Here is a 24,190-nt window from a genome sequence, read left to right as displayed (position 1 = left end):
ATGAAAACTCTCGTATCTACAGACAGCGTTACGCTAGGAATCAGACAATGGTCGATTCCTACAAGTAACTAAAGGCAAGATTATAGGTGGGAAAGCAGCGTGTACCTAGAAAAGCAAGTCGCCAAAAATGCAAACTTAAGTTAAGTGATGCAAGAATGAGACTACTCAAGTGCTGCGAGGATAGAGCAATGTGTGGCGTCATCGTCTGTATGACCACAACAAGCATCATTAATCTTCTTCAAAGCTCGGCGAATTTTCGTCAGCTCGTTAATTTTCCCATCAATCAGCTCTAACTTAGCAGAAGTAATGGCTTTTACCTCTGCACAGCTGTGTTCTGTCGCTTCTAACTTAATTTCTAACAGGTCTTTAATTTCATCCAGACTCAAGCCAAGATCTTTACCTTTGAGGATAAAGTGCACCTGCTTTTGATTCTCTTCATCATACAAGCGGTAGCCTGACTCACTTCGTCCTGCGGGTTTTATTAGCGCGTTTTTCTCGTAGAAACGCAATGTATCGGCAGTCACACCACAACGTTTTGCCAGTTCACCTATCTGAAACATAACTTTCCCTATTAACTATCTCGTTACTTTTAAAGCTAAAGAACGACTTTTTTGCAATTATTTTTGAGATGCCAAACGATTGCGCGAGCTTTTTTGTAATAAATTGGTTAGAATACGCGCCATCAAATGTGGAGACTGTTTTCTAACCAGAAAACACCCTGCAAAGGTCTTTACCAAAACTGGCCAATATTTTACCCCAAGAGGTAAAAACAAGTTCATTTTTGGCAAACATCTTTAACTCCGTGAATTTGAGGAAAATGGAAGCATGAATAACGCTCGTCCTATTCGCCGTGCGCTTATCAGCGTATCAGACAAAACAGGTATTGTTGAGTTTGCGCAAGCTCTTGCTGAGCGCGGTGTCGATATCCTATCTACTGGTGGTACAGCTCGCCTACTTGCCGAACAAGGCATCGCCGTAACCGAAGTCTCTGACTACACTGGTTTCCCAGAAATGATGGACGGCCGCGTTAAAACGCTTCACCCAAAAGTTCACGGTGGTGTGCTTGGTCGTCGTGGCCAAGATGATGACGTGATGGAAAAGCACGGCATCAACCCTATCGATATGGTTGTCGTAAACCTATACCCATTCGCAGAAACCGTTGCCAAAGAAGGCTGTACACTAGCCGACGCGGTTGAAAACATCGATATCGGCGGCCCAACCATGGTTCGTTCTGCAGCGAAAAACCACAAAGACGTGACTATCGTTGTTAACGCAGGTGATTACGGCCGCGTAATTGCAGAGATGGACGCAAACGACAAATCTCTCACTCTCGAAACTCGCTTCGACCTTGCCATCGCTGCTTTTGAACACACTGCCGCTTACGATGGCATGATCGCAAACTACTTCGGCACTATGGTTCCATCTTACGGTGAGAACAAAGAAGGTGATGAAGAGTCTAAATTCCCACGTACTTTCAACCAACAGTTCGAGAAGAAACAAGACATGCGCTACGGTGAGAACAGCCACCAAGCAGCCGCATTCTACGTTGAAGCAAACCCACAAGAAGCATCTGTTTCTACTGCTCGCCAAATCCAAGGTAAAGCCCTTTCTTACAACAACATCGCAGACACGGACGCCGCACTTGAGTGTGTGAAAGAGTTCAACGAGCCAGCATGTGTGATCGTAAAACACGCGAACCCATGTGGTGTAGCGCTGGGTAAAGACATTCTAGAAGCATACAACCGCGCTTACCAAACTGACCCAACATCAGCGTTCGGCGGCATCATTGCATTCAACCAAGAGCTAGATGCTGAAACAGCAACCGCTATTGTTGAACGTCAATTCGTTGAGGTCATCATCGCTCCTTCCGTTTCTGCTGAAGCGATTGAAGTGGTTGCAGCGAAGAAGAACGTGCGTCTACTTGAATGTGGCGAATGGACAACGAAGACAACTGGCTTTGACGTGAAACGGGTGAATGGCGGTCTACTGGTTCAAGACCGTGACCAAGGCATGGTAAGCCTAGACGATCTAAAAGTGGTTTCTAAGCGCCAGCCAACAGAAGAAGAGCTGAAAGATGCCCTATTCTGCTGGAAAGTAGCGAAATACGTGAAATCTAACGCAATCGTTTACTCGAAAGGCGACATGACTATCGGTGTAGGTGCTGGCCAAATGAGCCGCGTTTACTCTGCGAAAATCGCAGGCATCAAAGCTGCAGACGAAGGTCTACAGGTTGAAGGTTGTGTAATGGCATCAGATGCATTCTTCCCATTCCGTGACGGTATCGACGCGGCTGCAGAAGCGGGCATCAAGTGTGTGATCCAACCAGGTGGTTCTATGCGTGATGACGAAGTTATCGCAGCGGCAGACGAACACGGCATGGCGATGATCTTTACCGGTATGCGTCACTTCCGCCACTAATCCTCTCGTCTTCACTGGGACGATAACTGCGTTGACGGCGTTCACTTATCCTAATCACATAGCATACTATGCTCATAGGAATAAGTTCACTTGTCGCCTTGTCCTCGTCCCATTGAATTAGAGAGGCCATACTCAGGTCTTTGCGAAATATCTGAGTTTGAGCAAACGGTATTTATAAGATTAAGGATTTTCATATGCGAGTTTTAATCATTGGTTCAGGCGGTCGTGAACATGCGCTAGGCTGGAAAGCAGCGCAAAACCCAAATGTTGAGACTATTTTCATTGCTCCAGGCAACGCAGGTACAGCACTAGAGCCAAAACTAGAGAACGTAAACATCGATGTAGAAGACATCGCTGGCCTTGTTGCTTTCGCCAAAGAGAAGGCGATTGAACTGACTATCGTTGGCCCAGAAGCACCGCTGGTTATTGGTGTGGTTGATGCGTTCCGCGAAGCGGGCTTACCAATCTTTGGTCCTACCCAAGCCGCAGCGCAACTTGAAGGCTCTAAAGCGTTTACCAAAGACTTCCTTGCTCGTCACCAAATTCCAACGGGTGCCTACGCGAATTTCACTGAAATCGAGCCTGCACTGGCTTACGTGCGTGAGCAAGGTGCACCGATCGTGGTGAAAGCCGACGGCCTTGCAGCTGGTAAAGGCGTGATTGTGGCAATGACGCTAGAAGAAGCTGAGGACGCAATCAAAGACATGCTAGCAGGCAACGCATTTGGTGATGCTGGTAGTCGTGTCGTTATCGAAGAGTTCCTAGATGGTGAAGAAGCAAGCTTCATCGTGATGGTGGATGGTGAGAACGTTCTGCCAATGGCCACCAGCCAAGACCACAAACGCGTAGGCGACAAAGATACTGGTCCTAACACCGGTGGCATGGGAGCATACTCTCCAGCTCCAGTGGTAACACAGGAAATCCACAACCGCATCATGGAAGAAGTGATTTACCCAACAGTACGTGGCATGGCCTCTGAAGGTAACCCTTACACTGGTTTCCTATACGCGGGTCTGATGATCGACAAAGACGGCACTCCGAAAGTAATCGAGTACAACTGCCGCTTCGGTGATCCTGAGACACAACCTATCATGATGCGCATGGAATCGGATCTTGTTGATCTGTGCCTAGCGGCAATCGACGAGAAACTGGATCAAGCGGAATCGAAGTGGGATCCACGAGCATCGATTGGTATCGTGCTAGCAGCCGGTGGTTATCCAGCAGCGTACAACAAAGGCGACGTTATTTCGGGTCTGCCACAAGTTGAAATTGAAGGCGAAAAAGTCTTCCATGCTGGTACAGATAACAAAGATGGCGACATCGTGACAAACGGTGGTCGTGTTCTTTGTGCAACCGCACTTGGCAACAGTGTATCAGAAGCGCAGCAGCGTGCTTACGAGCTTGCAAAACAGATCCGTTGGGATGGCATGTTCCATCGCAACGACATCGGCTACCGTGCAATTGCACGTGAGCAAGAAAAATAAAAACAACATGAGTTGGCTAAAAAACAAAAGGCGCACTCAGCGCCTTTTTTATTGTTCTTGTTCGACAGAATTCGAAGCAATGTTTATTCAGAGATCAACGTTGGCCGAGAAACACAATCAAAGTCATCGTCATTGAGCATCAACAGTTCATCGACCATTGCTTTGTTTCGTGACTGCTTGCCGACAAAAGCCACATAACTGTCTACCGATGAGAGACGCTCGATAATAAATTTTGGCAACGTCTGATTAAACTCGAGCGTCGAGAACACCTTACCTTTGCAGGTTTCAAACGATTGACCATTCCAATAACCTTGAATAAGGCTCTGATTGTTACGAGACTGCGCCTTAACCGATGCCACTACGTCATTCGCTTCTGCTTTGTAGCGCTCTAATTGGTCATGCTGAAGTGGTAAGACTTTACGGTTAACACGATATTTTTGGTAAACCGCTTCGCCATCTTTATTGAAACGGATGTGGATTTGAAAAGGCACCAACTCTTGTTTGGTATCAACTTGCTCGCCTTTTCGAATCAACTCTCGCAACTCACCTTCATCCCAGCGATAATCACTCTGGAACCAACCATTGTCCACCATAGTCACATAATCAGCCGCCGTACTCACACGAGTGAGTTTCTCTGTCATCCAGTACAAGCTGCTAGCATCTCCCGCAACTTTACCACCAGAAAAATGCGTGAATTGTTCTAAATTAGGAGTTTCAACCGACGAACAGCCAAAAAGGGTAAGGCTAGATAGGAGAAGTGAAGTGAGTAGATGTTTTTTCATGAAATTGCACCGAGGCAGGATACCTCGGTGCATTCTAACTTAGTTTACTGATTCTTTCAGCGCTTTACCTGCTACGAATGCTGGTACGTTAGCTGCTGCGATTTGAATCTCGTCACCAGTCTTAGGGTTACGACCAGTACGTGCAGCGCGGTGGTTTACTTTGAATGTACCAAAACCAATTAGTTGAACTTGGTCACCCTCTTTAAGTGCGCCAGTTACACCATCAAGAGTCGCTTCAAGAGCAGCTTTTGCTTGTGCTTTTGATAGGTCTGCTTTCTCTGCGATAAAGTCGATTAATTGGGTCTTGTTCATTAGGTTTCCCTTCTCATAGGTTATCGAATTCGTCTCACTCTAAAACATAAATGCCCCATCTGGCAAAGGTTTGTAAGCGATCTTTCGATTTTCTGACGTACTTTTAGCCATAATATGAGTAATAACTCACAATTTGTTACCACATACCCCCTGAAAACCCTTGCTTTCCAAGGTATTTGGACCAATTTATAAGTCACTTTTGCGGTTATAATAGCTGCAAATAACCACTATCAAACTACATTCAAGGGCAACTATGCTGCTGTTATCCATTTATATCTCTATTGCAATCGGCATTTCGTTTATCTGTTCGGTGCTGGAGGCGGTACTGCTGAGTATCAGTCCGAGCTACATTGCGCAGCTCAATCAACAGGGGCATCCCGCAGCTGGGCAATTGGCTAAGCTGAAATCAGATATCGACCGACCACTGGCATCTATTCTGACTTTAAACACCATCGCTCACACTATCGGCGCGGCCACTGCTGGTGCACAAGCTGCGGTTGTATTTGGTAGCGAAGCATTAGGTATCTTTTCGGCAGTGCTGACATTGGCGATCTTAGTGCTTTCAGAAATCGTACCGAAGACGATTGGCGCGACCTACTGGCGTCAGTTGGCACCCACTGCCGCGGTCGCATTGCGTTGGATGGTATGGGCGCTTACACCCTTTGTTTGGTTCTCAGAGCAAATCACCAAGCGTCTTGCTCGTAACCACGAAGCTCCAAAGATGCGTGATGAGCTGTCTGCAATGGCGATTCTGGCACGTGAAAGCGGTGAGTTTGCCGAGGGTGAATCAAAAATCTTAAGCAACCTGCTTGGCATCCAAGATGTACCCGTAACGCAGGTTATGACGCCACGACCAGTAGTATTCCGTGTCGATGCCACAATGACCATCAATGAGTTCCTAGAAAAACACAAAGATACGCCTTTCTCACGCCCATTGGTTTACAGCGAGCAGAAAGATAACATCATTGGTTTTGTGCATCGCCTTGAGTTGTTCAAACTACAACAATCAGGTAGTGGACAGAAACAGTTGGGAGCAATCATGCGCCCAATTCAAGTGGTGCTAAACAATACCACTTTACCTAAAGTATTCGACCAGATGATGACTCATCGCTTACAGCTGGCACTTGTTGTTGATGAATACGGTACCGTGCTAGGTTTGGTAACGTTGGAAGATATTTTTGAACACCTCGTAGGCGAGGAGATCATCGACGAAGCAGATAAAAGCACTGACATGCAGGAGCTGGCTTACCAACGCTGGGAAAGCTGGAAAGAAATGCACGGCGTAATCGAAAGCCGCGATGACGATGAAGAAGATAACGAGCTGGAGAAGCAGGATAAAGAGCCAGAAGCTCAAGAGCCACCGAAACCCGACTCGAAAGAATCGTAATCAGCATTAGGTATAACAGCTTAAACGCACAAACAAAAAAGGCATCCAGTTAGGATGCCTTTTTCTATTTATTCAACAATTAAAGTGCAATACCGATGTTGCTCACACCTTCTTCACGTAGCTCTTCACGCAAATCTTTAATCAAGCTGATGTCACGTTCTACCGCTTCACGCAGCGGACGGAAGATAGCCCACTGGACGTCCCACTCTTCACATACGGCTTCGTTTTCTTTCTGGTTGTCGTTAGTGATTGGCTCTGCGCCTTGTGCTTGCTCTAGATCAGCAACGGTTTGTACCGACTGTTGACTCACTTTAAGCATTGAATCGAAAAGGTAATCGCGGTCCAATAGACCATGCAGTAACGTAGACAAACCCTGACACGCGTCCATCGCTGGGTAAACGCCGTAAAAATCGAACTCATCCGCACTTGGGAACAACTCTTCTAACTTCTCCAATTGACGTTCGAAGTTAATTTTCGCGTTCTTAACTGTCAAAATTTCCCATACACTATCAAGAATCGCTCGGTAAGCACGCGGGTCAGCAAATTCTGTATTCTCACAAAACATCGCATAGTTTGGATACATGCGTTCACACAGACACGCCATAAAGGTAATTTGTTGCCAAGGTTCTAGTTTTTCTAAACGAACCTGAAGAGGATTCTTAAGCATAGTCACTCAATCATTGAAGAAAAAAACAGCGAAAGTGTACTTGATTCATCACAGGGAAAAAAGTTAATGCCGCATTCAAATCAGATTTTCCTGCTCTCAGAGCATCGCGACACCTACAAAACGTTACTGGCAGAGAAAAATCTGCCCGATCTTTGCCTCACCGACCAACCAGAAGCCGCTCAGATCGTATTAGCGGATCCACCCTTACTATCACAAAGCTTAGACGAATTTTCACAGCTTGAATGGGTGCAATCCACGTTTGCTGGTGTCAACGCCTTAACATCCCCTAGCCTTCGTCAGGACTATACTCTAACTAACGTTCGAGGCATCTTTGGTCCACTGATTGCTGAATATGTTTTGGGTTACAGTATTGCCCATTACCGCCACTTTGCCCGATACCACCAGCAACAACAAAACAAACAATGGCAGCCTCACCTATACACGTCATTACAAAGTAAAACCATGGTAATTCTTGGTACCGGTAGCATTGGGGGCTATCTGGGCAACGCCGCTAAAGCAATGGGGATAAAAACTATCGGTATTAACCGCACAGGTATCCCGACTTCAGGCGGCGAGTTTCATCAGACCTTTCATATCAATGAACTAAGTAAGGCATTTGAGCAAGCCGACATCGTTGTGAATACTCTACCAAGTACACCTGAGACGCGACAGTTACTTAATCGTCAAACGCTCAGCCAACTAAATCAGGCGTTATTGTTTAACGTAGGTCGTGGCGACGTATTGGATGAGGCAGGGTTGCTCTTCGCTCTGAAAAACCGTTGGGTAGAACACGCCTTCTTAGATGTGTTTGAGCAAGAACCGTTATCGGTAGAGCATCCGTTTTGGAAACTACCGCAAGTCACCATCACTCCACACATTGCTGCGCTGAGTTTTCCCGAGCAAGTCATCGAGATTTTTGCTGACAACTATCTACGCTGGCGCGATGGGTTTTCATTAAATTATCAAGTGGATTTCGAAAAGGGTTACTGAGAATGTCGTTAGACGAGCTATTGCAGCAAGTGAGGGCCTGCCAGATCTGCGCGGATAATTTACCTTTGGGCGCAAACCCTGTCGTACAAGCCGCAAAAGGGGCACGCATCCTAATCATCGGTCAGGCCCCTGGCACACGTGTACACAAAACCTCGATACCTTGGAATGACCCAAGTGGTGATCGATTACGCCAATGGCTCGATATCGACAAAGACGTTTTCTACGACCCAAATAAAATTGCCATTGTCCCAATGGGATTCTGTTATCCAGGCAAAGGGAACTCTGGTGATTTACCGCCTCGTAAAGAATGTGCGCCCACTTGGCATAAAAAGATTCTTGAGCAGCTGCCCAATATAGAGCTCACTCTACTAATTGGTCAGTACTCGCAGCAGTACTATCTCACCAACAAACCAAAGACGCTCACGCAAACCGTTCAGCAATGGCAAGATTGGGAACCGGACTTTATCCCGCTCCCTCACCCATCTCCACGCAATACATTGTGGTTAAAGAAGAATCCTTGGTTTGAATCTGACGTCGTACCATACCTTAAAAAACGCGTTCACTCGATGCTTTAGGTTACCCATGATCTAATTGCTTGTTTATCTGTACAAGAAAATTAGAACATAAAACCAGAAATTATAAGTATTTGTTTATATTAAATTTTAATGTCTAATGTACAGCTAGAGTAGTAATTAGATCATGGTAGGCCAAATACTACTAGAGCTGTACAGCCTTGAGTCTCAGATAGAAAAAATGAATTTTAGGCAAAAAAATACCGGCACTGAATGCCGGCATTTGATTTCAAAAGATCTAACTTACTTGTGGTATGGCTTAGATAGCTCGTGTACCGCTTCCACAAATACGCCCGCGTTTTCTGGCGGCACATCCAAATGGATACCGTGACCTAGGTTGAACACATGACCAGTACCTGCATCACCAAAACCTTCTAGAATACCCGCGACTTCTTCACGGATACGCTCTGGTGAAGCGTAAAGCATTGATGGGTCCATGTTACCTTGCAGCGCCACTTTATCACCGATACGTGCTTTCGCGTCTGCAATGTTGATTGTCCAGTCTAGGCCAACCGCATCACAGCCCGTTGCTGCGATTTGCTCAAGCCACATGCCGCCATTCTTAGTAAACAGTGTGACTGGCACGCGACGACCGTCGTTTTCACGAATCAGACCATCTACAATCTTGTGCATGTATTGCAGTGAGAACAGATTGTAATCACGAGGCGTTAGTACGCCACCCCATGTGTCAAATACCATTACCGATTGCGCACCCGCTTTAATTTGCGCGTTTAAGTACTCGATAACGCTGTCTGCCAGCTTATCTAGAAGTAGGTGCAGAGTTTGTGGTTCCGCGTACATCATCTTCTTGATCTTGGTAAACGCTTTAGAGCTACCACCTTCGATCATGTACGTCGCAAGAGTCCAAGGGCTACCAGAAAAACCAATCAGCGGCACTTCACCCTTCAGGTCTTTACGGATCTGGCGTACTGCGTTCATTACGTATTGCAGTTCACCTTCAGGATCTGGCAAACCAATTTTTTCCACGTCGGCTTTGCATGTAATTGGGTTATCAAAAACAGGTCCTTCACCCGCAGCAAAACGCAAACCAAGCCCCATTGCATCTGGAATCGTTAAGATGTCCGAGAATAAGATCGCGGCATCAAGAGGAAAACGGCGTAATGGTTGAAGTGTCACTTCGGATGCTAACTCTGCATTTCGACACAAAGACATGAAATCACCCGCTTCTGCACGAGTCGCTTTGTATTCTGGTAGGTAACGACCTGCCTGGCGCATCATCCATACTGGCGTGTAATCTACCGGCTCTTTTAAAAGCGCACGCAGATAACGATCATTTTTTAATTCAGTCATTCCGTAATTCCAACTGTTAGGCTTTCTGTGAAAGGAGGTATTCTATCACTGATTTAAGTCCAATAGCTGTGTGCTTTGCAACCTGGATCAAGTTATTAACTTTTAAATCAATGCTTAATTTGCACCCAATCGGTATCAGTGTTAAAAATTTGTTCGCTAGCGAAAACTACAATTATAAACTGAGTACTTAGTACTCAGCATCTCATAACGACATCTTACTTACCCCCTCCCTCTCGGAGGGTTTTTTTTATCTATTTATCAGACAATTAGAGTCTATATCTTTCAGCGTTTGTTCGATAAGTGCTCTTGCAATCGTTCCTTTAGGCGCAACAGGCGGCATCTCGTCGATACCAAACCATTGTGCATCAGACAGCTCAGTGTAGTCTGGGCTTAACTCTCCGGATTCATAGTCAGCTAAAAACCCCATCATCATACTGGATGGGAAAGCCCAAGGCTGGCTGCCAAAGTAACGAATATTTTTAACGAGAATTCCCGTTTCTTCATGAATTTCTCGAGCCACGCACTCTTCTAATGTCTCACCGACTTCTAGAAAACCCGCAATAACCGTATACATACCATTTCGATGCCTTGGATGTTGGGCTAATAAGATCTGATTTTCTTTACGTACAGCAACGATAATACACGGAAATATTCTAGGATAATGAAGGGTGCGACATTCACCACACTGCATGGCTAACTGGTTATTATTAAGAAAGTTTCTTCCCCCGCACTGTGGACAAAAGCGCAAACTTTGCGTCATGTGCCCATATTGCACAGCTTTACTTAACAACATAAATAATGGCTCAGGAAAATGCAGGCAGTCACGCAGGGATACTAAAGGTAGATCATGCTCTAAATCGGCCAAGTTAAGCCACATGACGGGCGAACCAGAATACTCACCAATGGGTCTTGCACTCGTTACTGGCAGTGATAACTGCTCTGCTGACCCGAAGGGCACAGCACCATCCACCAGCCAAATTTCACTTCCTGCAACAACACACCAGTATGCATTTATCGCGCGGTTAACATCACCTTTTCTTAACATTACACCATCCCTTTGCTTGAAGTTCGTTCATTTTACTGGCAATCTAATTTCATACTAGAGTTTATCGTTAAGTAAATGTGCACTCTAAATTCTAGTAAGGACAAGAGTTTGTAATAACTTTACTAACTTTGCTTTGCAAAGGATACGTTCGCCGATGGGCGATCAGATCATGAGGGCATGGTCATGCTAAGAAAATTCAAACAAACACAAGACCAGTGGGGTGGCTCAAGTGATGTCATTGATCACTGGTTAGAGACACGACAATCCCTGATTGTTGAATATTGTAAGCTTGCAGCGCTGCAACCTTGTTCGAAAACCAATGTTATTGAACTCCCATCTCCTTCCGAACTGCAGGATTTCTGTCAGCACCTCGTTGATTACATCTCCGAAGGCCACTTTAAAATTTATGACATGGTTATGGACCGTTGGAAAGCAACCGGCTTTGTCGTGACTAATGAGATCAATCAAACCTATGGTCAAATTGTTCTAACGACTGAACCATTATTGAACTTTAACGATAAGTACTCAGAAGTGACTGAAGATGATGAATTAAATGATTTCGATTCTGATATGTGTCTCATTGGGGAAATTCTTGAGACTCGCTTTGAAGTCGAGGACTATCTGATACAGCAAATCGCAGAAAGCCTGTCTATGCCACCTGGAGCTTAGTATTTGCAAACATTCAGAAATAGAGTGAGAGAAAAGACTGACGATCATCGTCGGTCTTTTTTGTTTCTAGCTTTATCGAAAATCCCACCGGAAGAACAAAGTAGTATAAAAACTAAAAAGGCACCCGAAGGTGCCTTTTTCTTAAGCTTTTAAAGATTACTCGTTATATGACTTACTCTTCAGAAGAGAAACCAGCGTTTAGAAGTGCCGCTAGGTTATCCGTTGCTTGCTCAGCAGAAGGACCATCTTGCGCTTCAGAACGTTTAGCTTGACGCTCTTGGTGGTATGCGAAACCAGTACCAGCTGGGATCAGACGACCAACAATTACGTTCTCTTTCAGACCACGTAGGTCATCACGCTTACCAGAAACCGCAGCTTCCGTTAGTACGCGAGTTGTCTCCTGGAACGATGCCGCAGAGATGAACGACTCAGTCGCTAGAGATGCTTTAGTAATACCTAGTAGTTCACGTTCGAAACGTGCAGGCTCTTTGCCTTCAGCTTCTAGGTTACGGTTAGCAATCTTAACTTGTGAGTATTCAATCTGCTCACCAGGTAGGAACTCAGAGTCACCAGAGTGAGTAATAGTACACTTACGTAGCATCTGACGAACGATAGTTTCAATGTGCTTATCGTTAATCTTAACGCCTTGTAGACGGTAAACTTCCTGTACTTCGTTAGCAATGTACTGCGTTACCGCGTGTACGCCACGTAGACGTAGGATGTCATGTGGAGACTCTGGACCATCTGCGATCACGTCACCACGTTCAACTTTTTCACCTTCGAATACGTTCAACTGACGATGCTTAGGAATCATCTCTTCGTAAGCTTCACCGCTTTCACGTGTGATCACTAGGCGACGTTTACCTTTCGTCTCTTTACCAAAGCTCACAGTACCTGTGTGCTCAGCAAGGATTGCAGGCTCTTTCGGCTTACGTGCTTCAAATAGGTCAGCAACTCGTGGAAGACCACCGGTGATATCTTTGTTACCGCCAGACTTCTGAGGAATACGTGCTAGTGTTGCACCAACACCTACTGCTGCGCCATCTTCGATGTTCACAATCGCTTTACCAGGTAGGAAGTAGTGAGCTGGCATATCAGTACCAGGGATCATTACATCGTTACCTTGCTCGTCAACAAGTTTGATAGCTGGACGCATATCTTTACCTGCTGAAGGGCGAGCTGCTGGGTCAGTTACTTCGCTTGAAGATAGACCAGTTAAGTCATCCGTTTGACGAGATACTGTTACGCCGTCGATCATATCTACGAACTGGATGCGACCTGCTACCTCAGTAATGATAGGTAGTGTGTGCGCTTCCCAGTTTGCAACTGTTTCGCCAGCTTGAACTGTATCACCATCGCCTTTGCTTAGTAGCGTACCGTAAGGCAGTTTGTGCTTCTCTTTAGTACGACCAAACTCATCAACGATAGTTAACTCTGTCGCACGAGAAGTGATAACGATCTTACCGTCATCAGCCAATACAGATTTAGCGTTGTGTAGCTTGATAGAACCGTTGTTCTTAACTTGAACACTGTTCTCTGCCGCTGCTGTCGATGCCGCACCACCGATGTGGAACGTACGCATCGTTAGCTGTGTACCTGGCTCACCGATAGACTGAGCAGCAATAACACCCACTGCTTCACCTTGGTTCACTAGGTGACCACGTGCTAGGTCACGACCGTAACATTGTGCACAACAACCGAAGTCAGAATCACACGTTACTACAGAGCGCACTTTCATGCTGTCTACTGAGTTCTCTTCCATGATTTGACACCACTTCTCATCGATCAGGGTGTTACGTGGAATAAGAACGTCTTCAGTGCCAGGTTTTAGTACGTCTTCAGCAACAACACGACCAAGAGCAAGCTCAGAAAGTGCAACTTTAACATCACCACCCTCGATGTGAGGCATCATGTCGACACCTTCGTGAGTGCCACAGTCATGTTCAGTTACAACAACGTCTTGAGCAACGTCTACTAGACGACGAGTTAGGTAACCCGAGTTCGCTGTTTTCAGTGCCGTATCCGCAAGACCCTTACGAGCACCGTGCGTTGAGATAAAGTACTGAAGTACGTTTAGACCTTCTTTAAAGTTCGCTGTGATCGGCGTTTCGATGATTGAACCATCTGGACGCGCCATCAGACCACGCATACCCGCAAGCTGACGAATCTGTGCTGCAGAACCACGAGCGCCCGAGTCCGCCATCATATAGATGCTGTTGAATGACTCTTGTTGTTCCTCTTCACCGTCACGGTTAACTACCGTTTCAGATGAAAGGTTTTCCATCATTGCTTTCGCAACACGGTCGTTGGTCGATGCCCAGATATCGATAACTTTGTTGTAGCGTTCGCCCGCAGTAACAAGACCTGATTGGTACTGTTCCTGGATTTCACGTACTTCTTCTTCCGCTTCTGCGATTTCAGTGTACTTAGCTGCTGGTACAACCATATCGTCGATACCAACAGATACACCAGAAAGTGCCGCGTATGCGAAACCTGTGTACATGATTTGGTCAGCGAAGATTACTGTGTCTTTCAGACCTAGTTTACGGTACGCCTCGTTAAGTAGGTTAGAGATTTGCTTCTTACCTAGCTTTTGGTTAACGATGCTGTACGGTAGACCAGCTGGCACGATTTGCCATAGCATTGCACGACCAACAGTGGTGTCTACCATCTTGGTTTCTGTAGTGCTGTTGCCGTCTTCGTCTACAACAGTTTCTGTAATACGTACTTTAACGCGTGCGTGAAGCTCAGCTTGTTTAGTGCGGTATGCTTTCTCAGCCTCTTCTGGGCCAGAAAGGTACATGCCTTCACCTTTCACGTTGATCTTTTCACGAGTCATGTAGTACAGACCCAATACAACGTCCTGAGAAGGTACGATGATCGGATCACCTGACGCTGGCGACAGAATGTTGTTTGTCGACATCATCAGAGTACGAGCTTCAAGTTGTGCCTCTAGAGTTAGAGGTACGTGAACCGCCATTTGGTCACCATCGAAGTCCGCGTTGTACGCCGCACAAACAAGTGGGTGTAGCTGAATCGCTTTACCTTCGATCAGTACTGGTTCGAACGCCTGGATACCTAGACGGTGAAGTGTCGGTGCACGGTTCAATAGTACTGGGTGTTCACGGATTACTTCGTCTAGGATATCCCAAACGACCGCTTCTTCACGCTCTACCATTTTCTTAGCAGCTTTGATTGTAGTCGCAAGACCACGAGTCTCTAGCTTGCTGTAGATGAATGGTTTGAATAGCTCAAGTGCCATCTTCTTAGGAAGACCACACTGGTGTAGACGCAGGTATGGACCTACTGTGATTACAGAACGGCCAGAGTAGTCTACACGTTTACCTAGAAGGTTCTGACGGAAACGACCTTGTTTACCCTTGATCATATCAGCAAGAGATTTCAGAGGACGCTTGTTAGAACCTGTGATCGCACGACCACGACGACCGTTATCTAGTAGCGCATCAACAGACTCTTGCAGCATACGTTTTTCGTTACGTACGATGATGTCCGGAGCCGCTAGCTCTAGAAGACGCTTCAAACGGTTGTTACGGTTGATCACACGACGGTATAGATCGTTAAGATCAGAAGTCGCAAAGCGGCCGCCATCTAGAGGTACTAGAGGACGTAGATCTGGCGGAAGTACTGGAAGTACAGTTAGGATCATCCACTCAGGGTTGTTACCCGATGCGATGAACGCTTCTACCAGCTTAAGACGCTTAGTTACTTTCTTACGCTTAGTTTCAGAGTTTGTTGTCTCTAACTCTTCACGCATTTGTTCTGCTTCAGCGTGCATATCCATAGAACCTAGTAGGTCCTTGATAGCTTCCGCACCCATCTTAGCAGTGAACTCGTCGCCCCACTCTTCTAGACGATCTAGATACTCTTCTTCAGTAAGCATCTGACCTTTTTCTAGATCAGTCATACCAGGCTCTGTTACTACGTACATTTCGAAGTACAGAACGCGTTCGATATCACGTAGAGGGATATCCATTAGTAGACCGATACGAGACGGTAGCGATTTTAGGAACCAGATGTGAGCTACTGGTGAAGCCAGTTCAATGTGGCCCATACGGTCACGACGAACTTTAGTTTGTGTAACTTCTACACCACACTTCTCACAGATAACACCACGGTGCTTCAGGCGCTTGTACTTACCACAAAGACATTCGTAGTCTTTAACTGGACCAAAGATACGCGCACAGAACAGACCATCGCGTTCAGGTTTGAACGTACGATAGTTGATCGTTTCAGGTTTTTTAACTTCACCGAAAGACCATGAACGGATCATGTCTGGTGAAGATAGACCGATTTTGATTGCATCAAATTCTTCGGTCTTATGCTGTGCTTTTAGAAAGTTTAATAAGTCTTTCACAATCAGCTCCTGTAAGGAGTTAAAAGGAGCTCACTCGCTAAAGTGAGCACCTTCTTCCAAATAATCGCTTTGATTCTCTCGACTTTCATCAAGAGAGAAAAGGATTACTCTTCGTCTTCTAGCTCGATGTTGATACCTAGCGAGCGGATCTCTTTCAACAGTACGTTGAACGATTCTGGCATGCCAGGTTCCATGCTGTGGTTACCGTCTACGATGTTCTTGTACATCTTAGTACGGCCGTTAACGTCATCCGACTTAACCGTTAGCATTTCTTGTAGCGTGTAAGCAGCACCGTATGCTTCTAGTGCCCATACTTCCATCTCACCGAAACGCTGACCACCGAACTGAGCTTTACCACCTAGTGGTTGCTGAGTTACTAGGCTGTACGAACCAGTTGAACGAGCGTGCATCTTGTCATCAACAAGGTGGTTCAGTTTCAGCATGTACATGTAACCAACAGTTACAGGACGCTCAAACGCATCACCTGTGCGACCATCAAACAGTGTTAACTGACCTGATGTTGGTAGATCTGCTAGCTCAAGAAGTGCTTTGATTGACTCTTCTGGAGCGCCATCAAATACAGGAGTCGCGATTGGTAGACCGCCACGCAAGTTCTTGATCAGAGTACGTACTTCATCATCAGATAGAGAAGCAATGTCTACTTTCTGGCGAGTGTCGCCTAGATCGTAAACTTTTTGTAGGAACTCGCGGAATTTCGCTAGTTCTTGCTGCTCTTTAACCATCTGGTTGATCTTGTCACCGATACCTTTCGCTGCCAGACCTAAGTGTACTTCTAGGATCTGACCGATGTTCATACGCGAAGGTACACCCAGTGGGTTAAGTACGATGTCTACAGGCTGACCTTTCTCATCGTATGGCATGTCTTCAACAGGGTTGATCTTAGAGATTACACCCTTGTTACCGTGACGACCCGCCATCTTATCACCAGGCTGAATGCGACGTTTAACCGCTAGGTAAACCTTAACGATCTTCAGTACACCAGGTGCTAAATCATCACCTTGAGTGATCTTACGACGCTTAGTTTCGAACTTCTTATCAAAGTCGGCTTTTAGCTCATCCCACTGCTCAGCAAGTTGCTCAAGCTGAGTTTGTAGTGCGTCATCTTCTAGCGTTAGTTCTAGCCACTTCTTACGATCAGTTGTGTCTAGTTTCGCTTCAGAGTAACCGCCTTCAATCAATACAGCTTTAACACGGTTTAGAAGGCCGCCCTCAAGAATCTGGAATTCTTCAGTTAGGTCTTTCTTCGCTTCTTTAAGCTGCATCTGTTCGATTTCAAGCGCACGCTTGTCTTTCTCTACGCCATCGCGAGTAAAGACTTGAACGTCGATGATCGTACCTGATACAGAGTTAGGCACACGTAGTGAAGTATCTTTAACGTCAGATGCTTTTTCACCGAAGATTGCACGTAGTAGCTTCTCTTCAGGCGTTAGCTGAGTTTCACCTTTAGGTGTAACTTTACCAACTAGGATGTCGCCACCCTTAACTTCAGCACCGATGTAAACGATACCTGACTCGTCTAGTTTAGACAGAGCAGACTCACCTACGTTTGGAATATCCGCTGTGATCTCTTCAGAACCAAGCTTAGTATCACGCGCCACACAAGTAAGTTCTTGGATGTGGATAGTCGTGAAACGGTCTTCTTGAACTACGCGCTCAGATACTAAGATCGAGTCTTCGAAGTTGTAACCGTTCCAAGGCATGAACGCGATACGCATGTTTTGACCAAGCGCTAGTTCACCAAGGTCTGTTGAAGGACCATCAGCAAGAACGTCACCGCGTGATACAGGCTCACCTGGCATCACACATGGGCGCTGGTTAATACATGTGTTCTGGTTAGAACGTGTGTATTTAGTCAGGTTGTAGATGTCGATACCAGCTTCACCTGGTACTAGCTCTTCTTCGTTAACTTTAACAACGATACGAGAAGCATCTACTGACTGGATTACACCACCACGTTTAGCAACTGCAGTTACACCTGAGTCAACGGCTACGTTACGTTCAATACCAGTACCAACAAGCGGTTTGTCAGCTTTCAGTGTTGGAACTGCCTGACGTTGCATGTTCGCACCCATCAATGCACGGTTCGCATCATCGTGTTCTAGGAACGGGATAAGCGATGCAGCGATAGATACAACCTGGTTTGTCGCAACGTCCATGTACTGAGCGTGCTCACGAGGGTGTAGACCAGATTCACCTTTCTGACGAGCTGTGATCAGCTCATCTGCAAAAGTACCATCTTCGTTTAGCTTAGCGTTCGCCTGTGCGATAACGAATTGGCCTTCTTCGATTGCAGATAGGTAATCTACTTCGTCTGTTACTACACCATCTACAACGCGACGGTATGGTGTCTCTAGGAAACCGTACTCGTTACAACGCGCAAACGCAGATAGAGAGTTGATCAGACCGATGTTTGGACCTTCAGGCGTTTCGATAGGACATAGACGACCGTAGTGAGTTACGTGTACGTCACGTACTTCGAAGCCAGCACGTTCACGAGTTAGACCGCCAGGACCCAATGCAGAAATACGACGCTTGTGCGTTACTTCTGATAGCGGGTTGTTTTGGTCCATGAACTGTGAAAGCTGTGAAGAGCCAAAGAATTCTTTAACTGCCGCAGAAATTGGCTTCGCGTTGATCAAGTCTTGAGGCATGATTGCGTCAAGATCGCCTAGGCTTAGACGCTCTTTAACTGCACGCTCAACACGTACTAGACCTACACGGAACTGGTTCTCAGCCATTTCGCCTACAGAACGGATACGACGGTTGCCTAGGTGGTCGATATCGTCCACTTCGCCCTTACCGTTACGGATCGCGATCAGCTTCTTCATCACTTCGATGATATCAGTTTCATCAAGCGTGCCTTGCTCTTGAGCATCTTCACGGCCGATAGAGCTGTTGAACTTCATACGACCAACAGTCGATAGATCGTAACGCTCTTCAGAGAAGAATAGGCTTTCGAATAGAGCTTCTGCAGCTTCTTTTGTTGGCGGCTCACCAGGGCGCATCATGCGGTAGATTTCTACCAATGCAGAAATACGATCAACCGTGCTGTCGATACGTAATGTTTCTGACATGAATGGACCGTGGTCTAGATCGTTCGTAAATAGAACTTCTAGCGCTTTGTGGCCTGCCTGAGATAGGTTCGCTAGTGCTTCCAGGCTGATTTCCTGGTTAGCGTTAACAATGATCTCGCCTGTTGCTTCATTGATGTAATCTTTTGATGCAACTTTACCTACGATGTACTCAACTGGTACTTCGATGTGATCAACACCATCTTTTTCTAGTTGGCGGATATGACGAGCTGTTACGCGACGACCTTGCTCAACGTAAACTTTACCATTTGCTTCGATGTCGAATGACGCAGTTTCACCACGTAGACGATCCGGAACCAACTCCATCAATAGAGTTTGGTCTTTCACTTCGAAGTTCACTTTCTCGAAGAAGATATCTAGGATTTCTTCTGTCGACTTACCTAGTGCTCGAAGGATGATCGATGCTGGTAGCTTACGACGGCGGTCGATACGAACGTACAAGTTATCCTTAGGATCAAACTCGAAATCAAGCCATGAACCACGGTAAGGAATAACACGTGCGTTGTATAAAACTTTACCTGAAGAGTGGGTCTTACCCTTATCGCTGTCGAAGAACACGCCTGGGCTTCGGTGCAGCTGGGATACGATAACCCTCTCGGTACCGTTGATTACGAAGGTACCATTGTCTGTCATGAGTGGAATTTCACCCATGTAGACTTCTTGTTCTTTAATGTCTTTTACAGTACCTGCTGGCGCGTCTTTATCAAAGATAACTAGGCGTAGTTTTACACGTAGTGGCTTTGAGTAAGTTACACCGCGAATTTGACATTCTTTAACGTCAAAAACTGGCTCACCAAGACGGTAGCTAACGTATTGCAGCTCAGAATTGCCGTTGTAGCTCTGAATCGGGAATACAGAACGGAAAGCGGCTTCAAGACCGTATTGACCTTCAGGATCCTGTTCGATAAATTTGTCGAACGAATCGAGCTGGATCGATAGCAGGTATGGAATGTCCAAAACTTGTGGACGAGTACCAAAGTCCTTACGGATGCGCTTTTTCTCGGTATAAGAGTAAACCATGGGGTTCCTCAGCTCGCTGATAAGTGACCCAAACTGTCCGCCCGCTCCTAGTTACTTAAGGGGGGTAAGGGACAGTGACTAATATAGCTGTTTACTGTAGTGGCATTTCATTTCGTAAGAATGAAATGTTTTTTGCATGGATATCAGGCGCTTAAACAGCGGGAAAATTCGCCTATACCCTACAGCGCAAAAAGGCCGGTGGTTAAAAAACCACCAGCCAATTAGCCGTTAGGCTAAGAAACTATGCAATAATTACTTAACAGCAACAGTTGCACCAGCTTCTTCTAGCTGAGCTTTAAGAGCTTCAGCTTCTGCTTTCTCAACACCTTCTTTAAGAGGTGCTGGAGCGCCGTCTACTAGAGCTTTAGCTTCTTTAAGACCTAGGCCAGTTGCGCCACGTACTGCTTTGATTACAGCGACTTTGTTACCGCCAGCAGCTTCTAGGATTACGTCGAATTCAGTTTGCTCAGCAGCAGCTTCGCCTGCAGCAGCGCCGCCAGCTACAACAGCAGCAGCAGCAGAAACACCGAATTTCTCTTCCATTGCTTCGATTAGTTCAACAACTTGCATTACAGACATTTCTGCAACTGCGTCTAGGATTTGCTCGTTAGTAATAGACATAACAATTCTCTTTTAAGTCAACAATAAGTTTATTAAGCAACCAGTAAAAAGCAAGGCTTATGCCGCTGCTTCTTGTTTTTGATCGCGGATAGCTGCGATAGTACGCGCCAGCTTGCCAGCCGAAGCTTCTTTCATGCACATCATTAGGCGTGCAATTGCTTCGTCGTAAGTTGGTAGTGTTGCTAGTACTTCAGCGTCAGTTAAAGCGCCTTCAAATGCAGCAGCTTTGATCTCGAAATCTTTGTTCTCTTTAGCGAAGTCTTTGAAAAGACGCGCTGCAGCACCTGGGTGCTCATTAGAGAATGCGATTAGAGTAGGACCAGTGAAAGTGTCAGTTAGACACTCGTACTCAGTACCTTCAACCGCACGACGAGCAAGAGTGTTACGAACAACTCTCATGTAAACGCCAGCTTCACGAGCTTGTTTACGTAGAGAAGTCATCGCGCCAACTTGAACGCCACGAGAATCAGCTACAACTGCAGAAAGTGCACCACTGGCAGCTTCGTTGACTTCAGCAACAATTGCTTTTTTGTCTTGAAGGTTTAAAGCCATCTTGGATTTACTCCTGGTTGTCGTTACACCACTCACTATCATCACGACAGTGAGAGCTATTGAGGTGCTTCCCCAGAAGAAAGTTAACTATATTACATAGAGCTTTCTGTCAGTTCGGGCACCATCTACGTAGGATAATTAAGTTTGCTTTTACACAAACACCTACGGTCTTGGACGGAGACTGGGTCTTAATTCATTTCGAACTAGGAGACAGTTCAAAGAACCAAAGTTCAGCCCCAACCACAAATATTAGGCGCAAAATTATACACTAATTTTGCGCCTAAGCAAATAAATTATGCTTGAGTGTTCAGGCTAGCCTGATCAACAGCAACACCAGCACCCATAGTAGTAGAGATGCTTACTTTCTTCAGGAAAGTACCTTTCGCTGAAGATGGCTTAGCTTTCTTCAGAGCAACTAGAAGTGCTTCTAGGTTCTCTTTGATCTGCTCAGCAGAGAAGTTTGCTTTACCGATAGTAGTGTGGATGATGCCGTTTTTGTCGTTACGGTAACGAACCTGACCAGCTTTAGCGTTTTTAACTGCTTCAGCAACGTTAGGAGTTACAGTACCAACTTTAGGGTTTGGCATAAGACCGCGAGGACCTAGGATAGTACCTAGTTGACCTACAACGCGCATTGCATCTGGAGAAGCAACAACTACGTCAAAGTTCATTTCGCCTTTCTTCACTTGCTCAGCAAGATCTTCCATACCTACGATGTCTGCGCCAGCTTCTTTAGCTGCTTCAGCGTTAGCACCTTGAGTGAACACTGCAACGCGGATTTCGCGGCCAGTACCGTGAGGTAGTACAGTTGCACCACGTACGTTCTGGTCAGATTTACGAGCATCAATGCCTAGGTTAACAGCAACGTCTACAGACTCAACGAATTTAGCAGTCGCTAGTTCTTGAAGAAGAGCAACAGCTTCGTTGATTTCGTATTCTTTAGTTACGTCAACTTTTTCGCGGATTACGCGCATGCGCTTAGTTAGTTTTGCCATCTTATTAACCCTCTACCACTAGGCCCATTGAACGAGCAGTACCAGCGATAGAACGCTTCATCGCTTCGATGTCAGCACCAGTCATATCAGCAGCTTTAGTTTCTGCGATTTCTTGGATTTGAGCGTCAGTTACAGTACCAACTTTTTCAGTGTTTGGACGACCTGAACCAGACTTAACGCCAGCAGCTTTCTTAAGAAGAACAGCAGCAGGTGGAGTCTTAGTTACGAACGTGAAAGAACGGTCGCTGTATACTGTGATAACTACTGGAGTTGGTAGACCTTTCTCAATAGATTCTGTTTTTGCGTTGAACGCTTTACAGAATTCCATGATGTTCACACCGTGTTGACCTAGTGCAGGACCTACTGGTGGACTAGGGTTAGCCATACCAGCAGCAACTTGTAGCTTGATGTAAGCTTCAACTTTCTTAGCCATGATAATTCCTAAGTTTGGGTACAAACGCTAATCGCGGATCAGCTCCCCGTTTGTGTAAGAAACTTTTTACTTCACTTGAAGTAAAAAGGCGCGAAATTATAGTCATAATCCGCGCCTTATACAACCCTAAAAAGGTGATTTTTTATACTCTTTAACGAAGAGTCTTAGTCCAGCTTTTCAACCTGACCAAATTCAAGCTCAACTGGTGTCGCACGACCAAAGATCGATACAGACACTTTCAGGCGGCTCTTCTCGTAATCCACTTCTTCAACAGTACCGTTGAAATCAGCAAATGGACCTTCGTTAACACGTACCACTTCACCCGCTTCGTACATTGTACGCGGACGAGGCGCTTCACTCGCTTTCTCAAGACGATTAAGAATCGCGTCAGCCTCTTTATCCGTGATAGGTGCCGGACGGTCTGAGGTACCACCAATGAAGCCCATGACACGCGGCACACTGCGTACTAGGTGCCATGATTCATCGTTCATAATCATCTGAACAAGGACGTAACCTGGGAAGAACTTACGCTCAGATTTGCGACGCTGACCCGCGCGCATTTCCACTACTTCTTCAGTAGGAACCAGTACTTCACCGAATAGCTCTTCCATGCCGTGCATTTTGATATGCTCGCGCAGAGATTGAGCTACACGAACTTCAAATCCAGAGAAGGCTTGAACCACATACCAGCGTTTTTTTGGAGCTTCACTCATGAATAAAAACCCTCTATACCCCAGTTGCTAGAGCTACTAGACGAACCATAATTCCGTCAATACCCCATAGCACTAGAGCCATTACAATACTTACAGCTAAAACGATCAGTGTTGTTTGCATGGTTTCTTGGCGAGTAGGCCAAACAACTTTACGTACTTCCATACGAGATTCTTTTGCAAAACTGATCGCTGCTTTACCTTTAGTCGTTGTTGCTGCAACGCCTAAGGCAGCTGCAATAAGAACAACAACGCCTGCAGCACGAACCACTACAGACATTTCACCATACAGGTAATTACCCACAACAGCGGCAGCTGCCAATACGAAAGCGGCTACCCACTTAAACGTATCTGCTGCGTTTGAGCTATCAGGAGTTTCAGCATTATTTGCTTTCATAAAACCAACCTGTTACAAGTCTTAATATAGACGACAACAACCCCGCTGTTGCAGGGCAAACTCCATATTGCTGAAAAAATCAGCGTACTCTTCTTAAGATTAAGCCTCTTTGCTTAATCTTGCTCTGCGCCCAACCCACTTCTGAACAAGAAAACAGCAAAAATAATGTTGAGTGCAGAAAAAGGGCATCAAATGATGCCCTTTTTGCTACTGGTTCGTCAAATCTAATTCAAGATTTTCCGAAAGCATCGCTAATTCGCTATGAATTAGTCGAAGATCTTAGCAACAACACCAGCACCTACTGTACGGCCACCTTCACGGATCGCGAAACGTAGAC

At 45.8% G+C, this 24,190-nt stretch carries 20 protein-coding genes and 1 pseudogene; 6 read left to right on the top strand and 15 right to left on the bottom strand.

The features are described from left to right. Nucleotides 1-161: 161 nt before the first annotated feature. Entirely contained in the window at nt 162-560 is a 399-nt protein-coding gene (zntR, locus tag R7041_RS15985) for a Zn(2+)-responsive transcriptional regulator (RefSeq protein ID WP_005382529.1), read from the bottom strand. Between the two features lie 265 nt (nt 561-825). On the opposite strand from zntR, the gene purH reads away from it, so the two are divergent. Beyond that, nucleotides 826-2,418 carry a bifunctional phosphoribosylaminoimidazolecarboxamide formyltransferase/IMP cyclohydrolase gene (purH, locus tag R7041_RS15980; RefSeq protein WP_033907147.1) on the top strand — a complete coding sequence of 531 codons (1,593 nt, stop codon included), beginning with the start codon at nt 826-828 and terminating at the stop codon, nt 2,416-2,418. A gap of 194 nt (nt 2,419-2,612) precedes the next feature. Then, nucleotides 2,613-3,902 (top strand): phosphoribosylamine--glycine ligase, encoded by a 1,290-nt coding sequence (gene purD / locus R7041_RS15975; protein WP_054577303.1) that lies wholly within the window; start codon nt 2,613-2,615, stop codon nt 3,900-3,902. 83 nt (nt 3,903-3,985) lie between these two features. Here the strand turns inward: purD and R7041_RS15970 are convergent, their stop codons facing one another. Both R7041_RS15970 and hupA read right to left on the bottom strand, forming a co-directional pair. Beyond that, complete coding sequence (locus R7041_RS15970) at nt 3,986-4,684, bottom strand: DUF1481 domain-containing protein (protein WP_033907149.1); 699 nt, start codon at nt 4,682-4,684, stop codon at nt 3,986-3,988. Nucleotides 4,685-4,723: 39 nt separating this feature from the next. Then, the gene (hupA, locus tag R7041_RS15965; protein ID WP_005382524.1) at nt 4,724-4,996 is read right to left on the bottom strand and encodes a nucleoid-associated protein HU-alpha; all 273 of its coding nucleotides are present in this window, start codon (nt 4,994-4,996) and stop codon (nt 4,724-4,726) included. Nucleotides 4,997-5,249: 253 nt separating this feature from the next. On the opposite strand from hupA, the gene R7041_RS15960 reads away from it, so the two are divergent. Further along, nucleotides 5,250-6,383 (top strand): hemolysin family protein, encoded by a 1,134-nt coding sequence (locus R7041_RS15960; protein ID WP_033907150.1) that lies wholly within the window; start codon nt 5,250-5,252, stop codon nt 6,381-6,383. Between the two features lie 79 nt (nt 6,384-6,462). On the opposite strand, the gene R7041_RS15955 is transcribed toward R7041_RS15960, so the two are convergent. Beyond that, nucleotides 6,463-7,050, bottom strand: coding sequence for a YjaG family protein (locus tag R7041_RS15955; RefSeq protein WP_005382520.1), 588 nt, complete (start codon nt 7,048-7,050; stop codon nt 6,463-6,465). Between the two features lie 66 nt (nt 7,051-7,116). Here R7041_RS15955 and R7041_RS15950 point away from each other — a divergent pair, with 66 nt between their 5' ends. Further along, on the top strand, nt 7,117-8,040 hold the full coding sequence (locus R7041_RS15950) for a D-2-hydroxyacid dehydrogenase (RefSeq protein WP_053350802.1): 924 nt from the start codon (nt 7,117-7,119) through the stop codon (nt 8,038-8,040). Between the two features lie 2 nt (nt 8,041-8,042). After that, the gene (locus R7041_RS15945; protein ID WP_005382518.1) at nt 8,043-8,615 is read left to right on the top strand and encodes a uracil-DNA glycosylase family protein; all 573 of its coding nucleotides are present in this window, start codon (nt 8,043-8,045) and stop codon (nt 8,613-8,615) included. A 240-nt stretch (nt 8,616-8,855) separates the two neighbouring features. Here R7041_RS15945 and hemE read toward each other — a convergent pair whose 3' ends face one another. Together hemE and nudC are read right to left on the bottom strand one after the other, a co-directional pair. After that, on the bottom strand, nt 8,856-9,923 hold the full coding sequence (gene hemE, locus R7041_RS15940; protein WP_005384692.1) for a uroporphyrinogen decarboxylase: 1,068 nt from the start codon (nt 9,921-9,923) through the stop codon (nt 8,856-8,858). A gap of 247 nt (nt 9,924-10,170) precedes the next feature. Then, nucleotides 10,171-10,968, bottom strand: a complete 798-nt coding sequence (gene nudC, locus R7041_RS15935; protein WP_005382516.1) for an NAD(+) diphosphatase — start codon at nt 10,966-10,968, stop codon at nt 10,171-10,173. A gap of 177 nt (nt 10,969-11,145) precedes the next feature. On the opposite strand from nudC, the gene R7041_RS15930 reads away from it, so the two are divergent. Then, nucleotides 11,146-11,637: an Rsd/AlgQ family anti-sigma factor gene (locus R7041_RS15930; protein WP_005382515.1), complete on the top strand. Its 492-nt coding sequence runs from the start codon at nt 11,146-11,148 to the stop codon at nt 11,635-11,637. A gap of 172 nt (nt 11,638-11,809) precedes the next feature. Here the strand turns inward: R7041_RS15930 and rpoC are convergent, their stop codons facing one another. The 9 genes and pseudogenes from rpoC to R7041_RS15885 form a co-directional block, all read right to left on the bottom strand. Next, on the bottom strand, nt 11,810-16,012 hold the full coding sequence (gene rpoC / locus R7041_RS15925; protein ID WP_005382514.1) for a DNA-directed RNA polymerase subunit beta': 4,203 nt from the start codon (nt 16,010-16,012) through the stop codon (nt 11,810-11,812). Nucleotides 16,013-16,116: 104 nt separating this feature from the next. Next, a complete protein-coding gene (gene rpoB / locus R7041_RS15920; RefSeq protein WP_005384685.1) occupies nt 16,117-20,145 on the bottom strand; it encodes a DNA-directed RNA polymerase subunit beta in 4,029 nt (1,342 codons plus the stop codon). A gap of 252 nt (nt 20,146-20,397) precedes the next feature. Beyond that, complete coding sequence (rplL, locus tag R7041_RS15915; protein ID WP_005382540.1) at nt 20,398-20,766, bottom strand: 50S ribosomal protein L7/L12; 369 nt, start codon at nt 20,764-20,766, stop codon at nt 20,398-20,400. A gap of 57 nt (nt 20,767-20,823) precedes the next feature. Next, nucleotides 20,824-21,318: a 50S ribosomal protein L10 gene (gene rplJ / locus R7041_RS15910; protein ID WP_005382538.1), complete on the bottom strand. Its 495-nt coding sequence runs from the start codon at nt 21,316-21,318 to the stop codon at nt 20,824-20,826. A 293-nt stretch (nt 21,319-21,611) separates the two neighbouring features. Then, the gene (rplA, locus tag R7041_RS15905; protein WP_005384683.1) at nt 21,612-22,313 is read right to left on the bottom strand and encodes a 50S ribosomal protein L1; all 702 of its coding nucleotides are present in this window, start codon (nt 22,311-22,313) and stop codon (nt 21,612-21,614) included. A gap of 4 nt (nt 22,314-22,317) precedes the next feature. Further along, nucleotides 22,318-22,746 (bottom strand): 50S ribosomal protein L11, encoded by a 429-nt coding sequence (gene rplK / locus R7041_RS15900; RefSeq protein ID WP_005384682.1) that lies wholly within the window; start codon nt 22,744-22,746, stop codon nt 22,318-22,320. Nucleotides 22,747-22,910: 164 nt separating this feature from the next. After that, complete coding sequence (gene nusG, locus R7041_RS15895; RefSeq protein ID WP_318114920.1) at nt 22,911-23,459, bottom strand: transcription termination/antitermination protein NusG; 549 nt, start codon at nt 23,457-23,459, stop codon at nt 22,911-22,913. A 13-nt stretch (nt 23,460-23,472) separates the two neighbouring features. Beyond that, the gene (gene secE, locus R7041_RS15890) at nt 23,473-23,853 is read right to left on the bottom strand and encodes a preprotein translocase subunit SecE (RefSeq protein ID WP_005384680.1); all 381 of its coding nucleotides are present in this window, start codon (nt 23,851-23,853) and stop codon (nt 23,473-23,475) included. A 266-nt stretch (nt 23,854-24,119) separates the two neighbouring features. After that, nucleotides 24,120-24,190: pseudogene (locus R7041_RS15885) on the bottom strand (elongation factor Tu); the annotation flags it as partial.

The sequence above is a fragment of the Vibrio sp. 1751 genome, from assembly GCF_033339895.1.
Classification (GTDB): Bacteria; Pseudomonadota; Gammaproteobacteria; order Enterobacterales; family Vibrionaceae; genus Vibrio; species Vibrio alginolyticus.
This window is presented reverse-complemented; position numbering and strand designations above follow the sequence as displayed.